The following is a 13469-nucleotide window of genomic DNA, read 5'->3' as shown; positions in this document are numbered from 1 at the left end:
TGATTTATTGACACTTACTACAAATGTAATGTTTTTTTAAAATAACTTTAAACAGGAAAAAACCCCTTTTTTTAGTCTATTTATATTTATTTTTTAATTCTCAAAAACAACATTATCACAGCTACAATTAGTTCTTATTTAAAAATAATACATAAAAAAAACACCATGATTTCTCATAGTGTTTCATATGTTTTTAAAAAAGTAAATTTATTCAAAATTTGCTCCACTAACTGTAACACTTCTATCAATTTTACGCATTAGACCTTGTAGCACTTTACCTGGCCCTACTTCAATAAATTCTGTTCCTCCATCAGCAATCATTGCTTGTATAGATTGTGTCCATTTTACTGGTGCAGTTAATTGAATCATTAAATTTTTCTTTATTTCATCAGGATCTGTAACCGCACTCGCAGTTACATTTTGATACACAGCACAAGTAGGCTTGCTAAATACAGTTGCTTCAATTGCAGCAGCTAATTCTTCTCTTGCAGGCTCCATCATTGGAGAATGAAATGCGCCACCAACAGGCAACAATAAAGCTCTTCTTGCTCCTTTTTCAGTTAAAACTTCACACGCTTTTTCTACAGCAGAAACTTCTCCCGAGATAACTAATTGCCCAGGGCAATTATAATTTGCAGCGACCACAACTCCGTCAATTTCTGCACAAGTTTCTTCAACAATATTATCCTCTAAACCTAAAACCGCCGCCATTGTAGATGGTGCAATTTCACATGCTTTTTGCATTGCCAAAGCACGTTTAGAAACTAATTTCAATCCATCTTCAAAAGACAAAACTCCATTAGCAACTAAAGCAGATAATTCCCCTAAAGAATGGCCAGCGACCATTTCTGGTTTAAAATCATCACCTAAAACTTTTGCCAAAATTACCGAATGTAAAAATATTGCAGGTTGAGTAACCTTGGTTTCTTTCAATTGCTCAGCTGTACCTTCAAACATAATATCTGTAATAGAAAACCCTAAAATCGAATTTGCTTTTTCAAAATATTCTTGTGCCAATGGCGATTTTTCGTATAAATCCAATCCCATTCCTGTAAATTGTGCTCCTTGACCTGGAAAAATATATGCTTTCATAAATTGTATGTAATCGTTTATTTATTCAAAAAATTTAATTGGCGCAAAAATAACTAAATTTATTGGAAGCTAATCCTGCTTTTCGCACTCGCTTTTTTGTAAAAACAAAAAGAGCTCAAACAAATGCTACAATCAGGGCTAACCATTTTAAACAACAAATAGCAATTTAAAACTTAATCAATTTTTACCAATTTTGTTTTATAACATTTAAAGCCCAATAGTTACTTTTCTTTTTAAAATTAGAAACCATAATACTGTTAAGCTTCTTTATAATTTAGAAATTGAAAATTAATTATGATTAAAAAATAAAATTATTGAAATCATTTTGTAAACTATTAAAAAATCCTTCGTCTAAGAAAATATAAATAATTTAAAAATGAAAAAAACACTTATAACATTATTAATTCTTTTAACTTTAAATCAAGTTAGTGCTCAAACATCTATTTTTAATAATTTATTACAAAAGCATGTTTCAGAAAAAGGAATTGTAGATTATAAATCATTAAAAAATGATAAAGTAGAACTAGATTCTTTTATTTCTTATTTAGAAGTTACTTCTGCAAAAAAATCTTGGTCTGCTGCAAAAACAAAAGCTTTTTGGGCTAATGCATATAATGCTTATACGCTAAAAATTGTTTTAGAAAATTATCCATTAAAAAGTATCATAAAAATTAAAAAAGATGGTAAAGATGCTTGGAACATCCCTTTTGCTAAAGTTGGAGGAAAAACATATACTTTAAATCAAATTGAACATGATATTTTAAGAAAAAACTTTAAAGATCCTAAAATTCATGTTGCTGTAAATTGTGCTTCTGGATCTTGCCCACAATTAGGAAACTTTGCTTTTACAGAAGCTAATTACGAAAGTAAAACTGAAGATTTAATGAAGAAATTTATTAATGACCCGAAAAGAAATATAATATCAGAAAAAAAAGTTCAAATTTCTAAGTTATTTGAATGGTATAAAGCGGATTTTACAACAGAAGGTTCTGTCATAGATTATTTGAATAAATACGCTAATGTAGAAATTAAATCGAAAGCTAAAATTAAATATTTAACTTACAATTGGAACTTAAACGGAAAATAATTTTAGTAATTTCGTAATTCAAAATTACAAATTTAAGACATGTCTAAAACATATTATGATGCTGCCGATCTTAGAAAATTTGGCAAAATAACAGAATGGAGCGAAGAACTTGGAAACAAGTTTTTTGACTATTATGGAAAAGTCTTTGAAGAAGGCGCTTTAACTGCTCGTGAAAAGTCTTTAATTGCGTTAGCTGTTGCACACACAGAGCAATGTCCATATTGTATTGATGCTTATACAAAAGACACTTTGCAACGCGGAATTACCAAAGAACAAATGATGGAAGCAATACATGTTGGAGCAGCAATTAAAAGCGGTGCAACTTTGGTACATGGTGTTCAAATGATGAATAAAGTTAATAAATTGGAGATGTAAAATTATAGTAAACAGTTTAAAGTTTCAGCTCGCAAAAAAGTTGCTAAACTTCATACTACAACTGTTAACTGAGAATTAAATTATGGCTACAAAATCATTAAAAGCAAGAAATAACGATATTGCAAATACGTCTCGACAAATGGAAATTCTTTCAAGCGGAATTTTCGCAAATGGAGAGTTACCAACATTTGCTGCTAAGATTAAAGAAAGTGGTCATTTTCCTCTACGTCCTAAAAAATTAGAGATTCTTCAAATAAACTTAGGTTATATGTGTAACCAAGTTTGTGAACATTGTCATGTAGATGCGGGTCCTGATAGAAAAGAAATCATGACATTGGAAACAATGAATGAATGTTTAGAAGTTATCAAAAAAACTGAAGCACATACATTAGATTTAACCGGTGGTGCGCCTGAAATGAATCCTAATTTTAGATGGTTTGTAGAAGAAGCATCAAAAGCCGGAATTAAAGATTTTATTGTTCGTTCTAATTTAACAATTATTAGAGCCAACAAAAAATATTATGATTTACCAGAATTTTTCAAAAAACATAATGTTCATGTAGTATCCTCAATGCCACATTGGACTCGTGGAAAAACTGATAAACAACGTGGTGATGGTGTTTTTGATAAATCTATAAAAGCGCTACAAGAATTAAATGCAGTTGGTTATGGTGTTGAAGGTTCTAATTTAAAGTTAGATTTAGTGTACAATCCTTCTGGAGCATTTTTACCAGGAGATCAAATGGCACTAGAAAATGATTTCAAAAAAGCTTTAAAAACTGATTTTAATATCGATTTTCACAGCCTTTTTGCTATTACAAATTTACCTATTAGTAGGTTTTTAGATTATTTAATAGCATCTGACAATTATGAAGATTACATGCATTCTTTATTAGATGCTTACAATCCTTTAGCTGTTGAAAATGTAATGTGTACAAATACACTTTCTATCAGTTGGGATGGCTGGTTGTATGACTGTGATTTTAATCAAATGCTGAATTTAAAAGTAGCAAGTAAAGTAAAACACATAAAAGATTATAACGAAGAATTATTAGAAGATAGAAGTATAATTATCAATCAACATTGTTACGGATGTACTGCTGGCGCAGGAAGTAGCTGCCAAGGTGTTGTTGCATAATTTATCAATAAAAAAACAAAATATGAGTTATTTAGATACTACACACAATGTATATAAAGAAGCAGCACTAACCCCAGATGTTGGATTATGCTGTACTACAAATCCTATTTGGGAATTGCCAGGGTTAAAAATCCCTAGAATCATGCAAGAAATGAATTATGGATGTGGTTCTACCGTACATGCTAGAGATTTAACAAACAACCCAAAAATGTTGTATGTTGGTGTTGGTGGAGGAATGGAATTACTTCAATTTTCCTACTTTAACAGAACTAAAGGAGGTGTTATTGGATTAGATGTAGTTGATGAAATGTTAGAAGCTTCTCGTAAAAATTTCAAAATAGCTGAAGAACAAAATGATTGGTTTAAAAGTGAATTTGTTGATTTAAGAAAAGGAGATGCAATGAATTTACCTGTAGAAGATAATTCTATTGATGTTGCTGCCCAAAACTGCTTATTCAATATTTTTAAATCTGATGATTTAAAGAAAGCCATAGCAGAAATGTACAGAGTTTTAAAACCTCATGGACGTTTGGTAATGAGTGATCCTACTTGCGAACAACCAATGAATGATGAATTACGAAACGACGATCGTTTACGTGCACTGTGTTTAAGCGGAAGTTTATCTATTGCAGATTATGTAAAAGCATTAACTGATGCTGGTTTTGGAACTATTGAAATTAGAGCAAGAAAACCTTACAGAATTTTAGATCCAAAAAACTATCCAACAGACGAATTAATTTATATAGAATCTATTGAAGTTGCAGCAATAAAAGATCCAATGCCAGCAGATGGACCTTGTATTTTTACAGGAAAAGCTGCTATTTATTATGGCGAAGATGATTATTTTGATGATGGTTTAGGACATACTTTATTAAAAAATCAACCCTTAGCAATTTGTGATAAAACAGCTGCAGCTCTAGAAAGCTTAGGTAGAGATGATATTTTCTTTTCTCCTTCTACTTTTCATTATGATGGTGGCGGATGTTGTTAGAGATATAACGTCATTGTGAGTTTACGAAGAAATTTACTACTAATCAACAGATTACTTCGTCATTCTTCCTCGTAATGACAAAATAATAAATATATGAAAAAAACACTTTTCTTTTTTCTATTAATAAGTTCAGTTTCTTTTGGTCAAAAGAAGCTAGATAAATTATTGAATCAATACAACAAAAACAATGTTCCTTATATTTCTGTTGATTCTTTAGCTACAACAAATGCTATTTTATTAGATGCTAGAGAAACCAAAGAATTTAAAGTTAGTCATTTAGAAAAAGCTATTTGTGTTGGTTTTGACAACTTTAAGATAGATGAAACATTAAAACGACTTCCTAAAAATAAAAATGCAAAAATTGTTGTGTATTGTTCTTTAGGAATTCGATCAGAAATTATTGCTCATAAATTAATACAAGAAGGATATACCAATGTTTTTAATTTATATGGAGGTATTTTTGAATGGAAAAATGCTGACTTTAAAATTATAGACACTTTAGGAAAATCTACAGAAAAAGTTCACACTTTTAATAAAGATTGGAGTAAATGGCTTAAAAAAGGAAAGAAAGTATATGAGTAAAAATTTACTTCTAATTTTTACCAGAAATCCTGAATTAGGAAAAGCAAAAACTCGTTTAGCTAAAACTGTTGGAGATGAAACTGCTTTAGAAATTTATAAGTTTTTATTAAAAAAAACTCGAGATATTTCAGCTAAAGTAGCATCTGACAAAGCTGTTTATTATTCCGTAAAAGTTAGAGAAAATGATATATGGGATCCAAAAATATATCAAAAACACCAACAAATTGGTGAAGATCTTGGCATTAGAATGAGAAACGCTTTTGAAAACGGCTTTAAAGCAAGCTATGATAAAGTGATGATTATTGGTAGTGATTTGTTTGATTTAACATCGGAAATTATTGACGATGCTTTTCATCAATTAGAGAATAATGATGTTGTATTAGGACCTGCAGAAGATGGTGGTTATTATCTTTTAGGAATGAAATCTTTAGAAGAAAAAATTTTCAAAAACAAAGATTGGGGAACCGCTACTGTTAGAGCAAAAACTTTATTAGATTTAAAAGATAAAAAAGTACATTTGTTAAAAGAATTGAATGATGTAGATGTTTTTGAAGACATCAAAGATCACCATGCTTTTCAACAATTTTTAAAATAAGAGTTATGACTAAGCAACAACAATTAAAACAAACAATTGATTTTTTATCTTCAAAAGGAATTACAAATCCTGAAATTGGAATTGTTTTAGGAACTGGTTTAGGAAAACTAGTTGATGAAATTTCTATTAAAAAAGAAGTTGCTTATAAAGACATTCCTAATTTTCCTGTTGCTACTGTAGAGTTTCATTCTGGTAAATTAATTTATGGCGAATTATCTGGTAAAAAAGTAGTTGTTATGGCAGGTCGTTTTCATTTATATGAAGGCTACAATCTTTGGGAAGTTACTTACGGAATTAGAACTATGCATGGTTTAGGAATTAAAAAATTATTAATTTCAAATGCCGCTGGAGCCATAAACTTAAACTACAAAAAAGGTGATTTAATGTTGATTGAAGATCATATTAATTTACAAGGTGGATCTCCTTTAGCTTTTAAAGGAGCAAACAATTTTGGAAATATTTTTGCAGATATGTTAGAACCTTACTCTAAAGAAATCAATCAAAAAATTAAAGAAATTGCAATAAAAAACAATATCGAGTTGCATGAAGGAGTTTATGCAAGTGTTGTTGGCCCTCAACTAGAGACCAGAGCAGAATATAGAATGCTACAAATTTTAGAATCAGATGCAGTTGGTATGAGCACTGTACCAGAAGTAATTGTTGCTAAACAAATGAACCTTCCTTGTGCTGCTATTTCTGTGTTAACAGATGAATGTAATCCAAAAAATTTACAACCTGTTGATATTGCAGAAATTATTGCAATTGCTGGTAAAACAGAACCTAAAATGATTACACTTTTTAAAGAAGTAATTAAGGTGATTTAATTAAATTTGATACGTGAATAAATACCTAGACATTATAAAAAACTCCTATGCTGATTATTGGAATTACATCCAAAAATCAATTTTGATGGATTTGAACTGGGAAAATTATTTTTATGGATTAATTATCATTTCTTTAGTGGTTTGGGGTTTAGAAATTATTTTTCCTTGGCGTAAAAATCAATCAATTATTCGTAAAGATTTTTGGTTAGATACATTTTACATGTTCTTCAATTTCTTTTTATTAAACTTAATTGTATTAATTGCCTTGTCTAATTCAGCAGCACAATTGTTTAATGATGTTTTAGGAATTATCAATTTATCAATAACAGATTTTCAATTATTAGAGTTGAATTTTTATCCATTTTGGCTGCGAATTTTTATCTTTTTTATTGTGATTGATTTTGTACAATGGTGCACTCACAGATTGCTACATCAATTCGAGTTTCTTTGGAATTTCCACAAAGTACATCACTCTGTAAAACAAATGGGGTTTGCGGCGCACTTACGTTACCATTGGATGGAACCTGTAGTTTACAATTCGTTAAAATACATTCCGTTAGCTATAATTGGAGGTTTTACGGCACAAGATATTGCCTATGTACATTTTTTTAATATTACAATTGGACACTTAAATCACGCAAATATTAATTGGGATTATGGTTTTTTAAAATACATTTTTAACAATCCAAAAATGCATATTTGGCACCATGTAAAAGAGTTACCCGAAGGCAGAAAAAATGGTGTAAACTTTGGAATTACTTTAAGTATTTGGGATTATATTTTTAAAACTAATTACATTCCATATTCTGGAAAAGATATTGAATTAGGTTTTAATGGCGATGAACATTTTCCAAAAAGTTTTATTGAGCAAGAGTTATATCCTTTAGGTAAAAAAGATTAGTTTAATTCTTAAAATAAGAGAGTAAATTACTTTTTTGTGAAGCAGAAACCAAAATTTCTTTTCCATTAGAAACAACTACACTTCCACCCTTTCCTTTTTTATATTTTGTAATAGCGTTAACGTTTACTAAATAAGATTTATGAATCCTGGCAAAGGTATATTCGGTTAAAGCCTCTTCAAAATATTTTAAGGTTTTACTCACTAATTTTTTAGAATTTGTAAGATGAATTTCCGTATAATTATCATCAGCTTTACAAAAAATAATATCATTAATGTCTAATACTTCAAAACCATCTTGCTGTGGAATTGTAATTTTACCTAACGCAGAATTTGTTTTTGGTTTTAAAATTTGATACTGTAATTGATTCTCTTTTTCTTTAATTTCAGCAACAATATTTACAGCTTTTATCAACTCGTCAATAGAAATTGGTTTAAGTAAATAATAACTTGCATCATTGTTTAGAGCTTCAATTGCATAATGATCGTAAGCAGTTACAAAAACGGTTTCAAAGGTTCTATTTTCAACTTTTTCTAATAGATCAAAAGCATTTCCAAATGGCATTTCAACATCTAAAAAAACTATATCTAATTCATGTTTTTTAATTAAAAAAAAAGCTTCATCTATATTACTTGCCTCTCCTAACAATGTAACATTCGGGCAATATTTACCAATATAATTGCGAAGAATTTCTCTTCCAATTTGTTCATCTTCTACAATAATTGCTTTTAGCTTCATTACTTTTTCTTTAATAACAATTCAACTTTTGTTCCGCCTCCGTTTTTAAAAGTATCAGAAACATTTACAGAAATTCTTTCTTTATACATATCATTAAGAATTTGAATTCTTTTTTTAATAGTACTCATTCCTTTTGACTTCTGTTTTAATTGATGTGAAGTTTTTAGTTCTTGAGATTTTTTACGCCCAATTCCATCATCAATAATTGTAATTAAAACGGTTTCTAGATCTTTTTTATCAATTGAAATATTTAAACCCCCTAACTCCTTTTTATAACGTAAACCATGCCAAATAGCGTTTTCTATATAAGGTTGCAGTAACATTGGCGGAATTGAAAATTGCTCTAAATCGATATTTTTATCTAGATTAATTTGATAATTAAACTTATCTTTAAAACGATTGTGTTCCAATTTCACATATAATTCTAACAGTTCAATTTCTTTGTTTAGAGAAATAAAATCTTCATCAGAATTTTCTAAAACTGAACGCATTAAAACCGAAAATTCGCTTAAATATCTATTAGCATTTCGCTCATCATTTACAGCAATAAAACTATTGACAGAATTTAAAGCATTAAAAATAAAATGCGGATTCATTTGAGAACGCATGGACTTTAATGCCAACAAATTATTGGCTAATTTTTGCTGTTTATTATTTCGGTACATAAAATAAGCAAGTAAGATTAGCATTAAAATTCCTCCAAAAAGAGAATAAATTATTATACGTTGCTTACGATTACTTTCTTCCGATAATTTTTGATCTATATAAGCTAAACTAATTTTACTCTGTGCTAATTCTTTATCCTTTTCTAAACTTGTAATTCTGTTTTGATTGTCGGAAATTTTCTTAGAAAAACGTTTTACTTGTTGTATTTCTTGTTCTTTTCTTACATACAAAGTGTCTACTAGTGATACATACTCTTTATAGTTTTTTAAGGCTTTTTCATCGTCCCCTAAATTTGCAAATACTTCAGATATTTTCTTTGTAGCGTCTTTTTCAACTACAATATCATTTTTTTTATTAGCATCTTTTTTACTTTTTTCTAAAAAAGGAATCGCATTTTCATAGTCTTGTTTTAAAAGATAAGCATTACCTATTTTATAGTTTATTTTTTGAGAAGTAATAGAATCTTTTTCTTTTGAGTATTTTTTTGATAAATTAATTTCATTTGCTTTAACTAAACTTTGTTTTCTTAATTTAATTTCATCATCATACAACTTGTTAGAATTGTAAAAATCAGCTACCTTTTCTTCTTCTTTTAAAGAGCGAGATCTGTTTTCTTTTTCAGCTAAAATTAAAGAACTTTCAAACTGTTTTGCTGCCTCAATTATGTTTCCTTGAGCTGCTAAAACATCAGCAATTTTAGAATTTAAATCGGTAATTTTAGGTGTTACAAAATTGGTTTTTGCAACTTTTAGTGCCTTTTGGTAATTTAATTTTGAATTTTCTAATTTTTTAGTTGCAAAAGCTATATCGCCTAAACCTTCAAAAACTATTATTTCTTCGTAAACACTTAACCTTTCATTTTTTAAGTTTTGATAAGTTTTTAAACTTTCTTTGTATTTTTTTGATAAAAATTGCGCATTTGCTAATGCAATTTTTGTGCTTTTTTCTTTATTAATTTGATTAGATAATTTGTAATTATAAATTGCTAAATCATACTGTTTCCAATGCAAATAAATATCTGCCAATAACTTATAGGTAGTTGCATTTCTTCTTTTAGACTCCTTTTTTTGCAAAGCTTTTTCAATAAATGATACACTTTTATCTATGTTTTGTTTTTTATAAAATTTTGCAGAATCTAAATATTGCAGATAAAAATCTACTTCTTTATATCTCTTATCTCTACTATTAAATTTGCTTTTTAAAGTTGAAAAACCTCTAACTAAAATTTTAATATCTTCACTTGATTTTAAGGTGTAATATACCGTTTCAAAATCTGGATGAGATATTCTAACCTCATCACCAACCTTGGCTTTAACAATATATTTTCCGTTTATATCTGGAAAAGAGTATAACACTCCATTTACTTCTATCTCTGCATTTTTAATAAGATTATTTGTATTTTCTTCAACCACGGTAATTCTGACTGAAAATTGAATTCCTTCTTTATAAATAATGGTTTCTTGCGCAAAATACGTTTGAAAACTCAAAAAAATAAAAGTGAATAATATGTGTATGTTTTTGATCATTAATTGTTTTTCTTTGACTTAAAAAAATCGCCTATTCTTTTAATAAAATTCGGCTTTTTTTCTACCGCAATCATACCAGAGGTTATCATAACTTCACCAAGTATTTCATCATCTGGTTCTAATAAAATTTCTAATGGTTTTTTTATAGATAAAACATCTATTTCTTGTTTTTTAAAACCTAAATACGAAATAACTAAGATATAAGACTTTCTCTTTTTATTGGGTATTTTTATTGAGAAATTTCCATCAAAATCAGTTTCTACACCAATTGTTGTTCCTTTTAAAAGAATACTTACTCCAGGCAAACCCCCTAAAGTATCTTTAACATTACCACTTATAATAACAAATTTTTCTATTGAATTATTTTCAATAAATACTTTTCCTTTTTGATGAGATATTATCTCTACAGAATCTTTACTTGACTGAGAAAACAAAGGCTGAGAAGTAGCTACTGTAGAAACTAATGCTAAACTAGCCGCAATTTTTGAAAAATATTTTTTTTGAATAGTTGCTATTTCTTTATTTAGTTGTGTTTCTTTAAAACGACCACATAAATTATCAGCATTTAAAACTTTTCTTGAGATATCAGAATTAGTCAATTTCGTAAAATCTATAACTTCTTTACTGCAACTTTTACAAAATCTTCCTTTTTGAGTTTGAGTCATTTCATTCCAATTTTCATGACAAGGTTCGGGAATTTTAATTTGATATTTCATAATAAATAATTTTAATTCTTGGTAAACTTAATAACAAAATATCATTCGAAAAAACGACTAAATCCAATAATAGCCTTAAATAACAATATAAAACCACACTTCACTAATTTTATATTCTTGTTAACTCATTCAAATGTACGGTTCACTCATTCTTGTTTTTTTAAGAATTAAGTTGGGGTTAATATTGAAGTATCAAAACCAAAACTTTTAATCAATATCAATTAAAAAACAAACCATTATGAAATCATTTGTATTAAAAGGAATTACATTAGCTTTATTTGTTATATCAACAACTAATTTTGCTATAAATCAACCAAAAAAAGAAAAAAACCAAACCATAAAAGTGGCTCTTTTATTAGATACTAGTAATAGTATGGATGGTTTAATAAACCAAGCAAAAACTCAGCTATGGGAAATTATAAACGAATTATCTTATGCAAAATATGGTTTAAAAAAACCAAATTTAGAAATTGCTTTGTATGAATATGGAAACTCTAATTTATCTGCAAGAGAAGGATATATAAGACAGGTTTTACAATTTAGTAATGATTTGGATGAAATATCTGAAAAGCTATTTTCTTTAACTACAAATGGTGGAAATGAATTTTGCGGACAAGTAATTCAAACCTCTTTAAATGAACTTTCTTGGGGGAAAAATAAAAACGATTTACGTTTGCTTTTTATTGCTGGAAACGAACCTTTTACCCAAGGAAAAATCGATTATAAAGACGCCATTACAAATGCAAATGAAAAAAATGTTTTAATTAATACAATATTTTGTGGAAATTATACAAACGGAATTTCTGGCATGTGGAAAGATGGTGCCGATTTAGGAGGTGGAGATTATATGACGATTAATCAAGATAAAAAAATGGTACATATTGTTACACCTTTTGATAATGAAATTATTATCTTAAACAAGAAACTAAACGATACTTATATTTATTATGGTAATAATGGACACAGCAAATATCTAAGTCAAAAAGAGCAAGATTCAAATGCTGAAACATTAAATGAAGTTGTAATTGTAAAAAGAACCATTAGTAAAAGTTCTAGACTGTATAACAACTCAAGTTGGGATTTAGTTGATGCTGAAAAAGAACAAAAAGTTGATTACAATAAAATAGAAAAAAAACAACTACCACAACAATTACAAAACAAAACAGCTAAAGAAATTGAAATCTATGTAAAAAAAACAGCAAAAGAGCGTAAAGAAATTCAACAAAAAATTAAAGAACTAGATACTAAAAGAAGAAAGTATATTGCAAAAAAACAAAAAGAAAGCACTAAAAAAGATGCTCTAAATGATGTAATGATAAAAGCAATTAAAAGGCAAGCAAAATTAAAAAACTATGTTTGGTAACATATTTTAGTTGATTTTTAAAAAGCTCATAAAATTAATTTTATGGGCTTTTATTTTATTCTCAAAGTTTGACCAACATAAATATTATTATTCTTTAAATTATTAATCTTTTTTAGTCTATCTAAAGAAATATTATTTTTCCTACTAATAGAATATAAAGTATCACCTTTTATTACTCTGTGAGTATCCGATTTATAATTATTTATAGTATTTTTTGGTTGATTTATCTTTTTATCTTTTTTAACAACCTTGTTTTTCACAAAACTGTTCGCATCTGTTTCAGCCTTTTTTACAACTTTTTTAGTTCGCTTTATCTCTTTTGAACTAACATCATTATTATTAATTTTGTCAAACTTAAACAATTGGTATTTTTCAATAATTCTAATTAATTTATTAGGATATTCTTTATCGGTTGCATAACCAGCTTTTCTTAAACCTTTTGCCCATCTCTTATAATCATTTATTGGGTAAGAAAATAAAAAATCATAACGATTTCTTTTGATTAAAAATGCAGAATGATCAAAAAAGGAATTTTCTACGTATTTGTATTTCCTAAAACATTCTCCTTTGGCATCATCATCATGATAAACACGTTCTCCTCTCCAATTTTTATGACATTTTATTCCAAAATGATTATTAGACTTTGACGCTAATTCACTCCTACCATTTCCAGACTCTAAAATACCTTGTGCCAAAGTTATACTTGCCGGAATTTTATGTGAATTCATTTCATTTACGGCAATTGCAGCATATTTAGAAATATAATTTAAAGTATGTTCATTAAGATTAGAAGAACTCTTTTTAAGGTCTTTAATGTATTTTGACTCATCATCATCTATAGAAGATTTTTTTTCTACAGATTTGGTTTCAATCACTT

At 28.1% G+C, this 13469-nt stretch carries 14 protein-coding genes; 9 read left to right on the top strand and 5 right to left on the bottom strand.

What is annotated here, in order from left to right; translation table 11 throughout:
• Positions 1 to 207: 207 nt before the first annotated feature.
• A complete protein-coding gene (gene fabD, locus Q0733_RS12025) occupies positions 208 to 1092 on the bottom strand; it encodes an ACP S-malonyltransferase (protein ID WP_298782495.1) in 885 nt (294 codons plus the stop codon).
• 376 nt (positions 1093 to 1468) lie between these two features.
• On the opposite strand from fabD, the gene Q0733_RS12020 reads away from it, so the two are divergent.
• The 8 genes from Q0733_RS12020 (at position 1469) to Q0733_RS11985 (ending at position 7585) form a co-directional block, all read left to right on the top strand.
• Positions 1469 to 2179 (top strand): DUF547 domain-containing protein, encoded by a 711-nt coding sequence (locus Q0733_RS12020; protein WP_298782494.1) that lies wholly within the window; start codon positions 1469 to 1471, stop codon positions 2177 to 2179.
• Positions 2180 to 2218: 39 nt separating this feature from the next.
• Complete coding sequence (locus Q0733_RS12015; RefSeq protein ID WP_298782493.1) at positions 2219 to 2554, top strand: arsenosugar biosynthesis-associated peroxidase-like protein; 336 nt, start codon at positions 2219 to 2221, stop codon at positions 2552 to 2554.
• 82 nt (positions 2555 to 2636) lie between these two features.
• On the top strand, positions 2637 to 3692 hold the full coding sequence (gene arsS, locus Q0733_RS12010; RefSeq protein WP_298782492.1) for an arsenosugar biosynthesis radical SAM (seleno)protein ArsS: 1056 nt from the start codon (positions 2637 to 2639) through the stop codon (positions 3690 to 3692).
• Between the two features lie 22 nt (positions 3693 to 3714).
• Positions 3715 to 4683, top strand: coding sequence for an arsenosugar biosynthesis arsenite methyltransferase ArsM (gene arsM, locus Q0733_RS12005; RefSeq protein ID WP_298782491.1), 969 nt, complete (start codon positions 3715 to 3717; stop codon positions 4681 to 4683).
• A 93-nt stretch (positions 4684 to 4776) separates the two neighbouring features.
• The gene (locus tag Q0733_RS12000; RefSeq protein ID WP_298782490.1) at positions 4777 to 5265 is read left to right on the top strand and encodes a rhodanese-like domain-containing protein; all 489 of its coding nucleotides are present in this window, start codon (positions 4777 to 4779) and stop codon (positions 5263 to 5265) included.
• A complete protein-coding gene (locus Q0733_RS11995; RefSeq protein WP_298782489.1) occupies positions 5258 to 5860 on the top strand; it encodes a TIGR04282 family arsenosugar biosynthesis glycosyltransferase in 603 nt (200 codons plus the stop codon). The genes Q0733_RS12000 and Q0733_RS11995 overlap by 8 nt, the downstream gene beginning before the upstream one ends.
• Positions 5861 to 5865: 5 nt before the next feature.
• Positions 5866 to 6684: a purine-nucleoside phosphorylase gene (locus tag Q0733_RS11990; protein WP_298782488.1), complete on the top strand. Its 819-nt coding sequence runs from the start codon at positions 5866 to 5868 to the stop codon at positions 6682 to 6684.
• Positions 6685 to 6697: 13 nt separating this feature from the next.
• Positions 6698 to 7585, top strand: a complete 888-nt coding sequence (locus tag Q0733_RS11985) for a sterol desaturase family protein (protein ID WP_298782487.1) — start codon at positions 6698 to 6700, stop codon at positions 7583 to 7585.
• Between the two features lies 1 nt (position 7586).
• On the opposite strand, the gene Q0733_RS11980 is transcribed toward Q0733_RS11985, so the two are convergent.
• From Q0733_RS11980 to Q0733_RS11970, 3 genes are read right to left on the bottom strand one after another with little or no spacing between them, the layout of a single operon-like run.
• Positions 7587 to 8321 (bottom strand): LytTR family DNA-binding domain-containing protein, encoded by a 735-nt coding sequence (locus tag Q0733_RS11980; RefSeq protein WP_298782486.1) that lies wholly within the window; start codon positions 8319 to 8321, stop codon positions 7587 to 7589.
• Entirely contained in the window at positions 8321 to 10474 is a 2154-nt protein-coding gene (locus Q0733_RS11975; protein WP_298782485.1) for a histidine kinase, read from the bottom strand. The genes Q0733_RS11980 and Q0733_RS11975 overlap by 1 nt, the downstream gene beginning before the upstream one ends.
• A 38-nt stretch (positions 10475 to 10512) precedes the next feature.
• On the bottom strand, positions 10513 to 11229 hold the full coding sequence (locus tag Q0733_RS11970; protein ID WP_298782484.1) for a carboxypeptidase-like regulatory domain-containing protein: 717 nt from the start codon (positions 11227 to 11229) through the stop codon (positions 10513 to 10515).
• A 238-nt stretch (positions 11230 to 11467) separates the two neighbouring features.
• On the opposite strand from Q0733_RS11970, the gene Q0733_RS11965 reads away from it, so the two are divergent.
• Complete coding sequence (locus Q0733_RS11965) at positions 11468 to 12592, top strand: vWA domain-containing protein (RefSeq protein ID WP_298782483.1); 1125 nt, start codon at positions 11468 to 11470, stop codon at positions 12590 to 12592.
• A 50-nt stretch (positions 12593 to 12642) separates the two neighbouring features.
• Here Q0733_RS11965 and Q0733_RS11960 read toward each other — a convergent pair whose 3' ends face one another.
• Positions 12643 to 13467 carry a glucosaminidase domain-containing protein gene (locus Q0733_RS11960; protein ID WP_367276316.1) on the bottom strand — a complete coding sequence of 275 codons (825 nt, stop codon included), beginning with the start codon at positions 13465 to 13467 and terminating at the stop codon, positions 12643 to 12645.
• Positions 13468 to 13469 lie beyond the last annotated feature (2 nt).

The sequence above is a fragment of the uncultured Polaribacter sp. genome, assembly GCF_947500975.1.
In the GTDB taxonomy this organism is placed as follows: domain Bacteria; phylum Bacteroidota; class Bacteroidia; order Flavobacteriales; family Flavobacteriaceae; genus Polaribacter.
The sequence above is the reverse complement of the archived record's forward strand: the minus strand, read 5'-3'. Positions and strand labels throughout refer to the sequence as shown.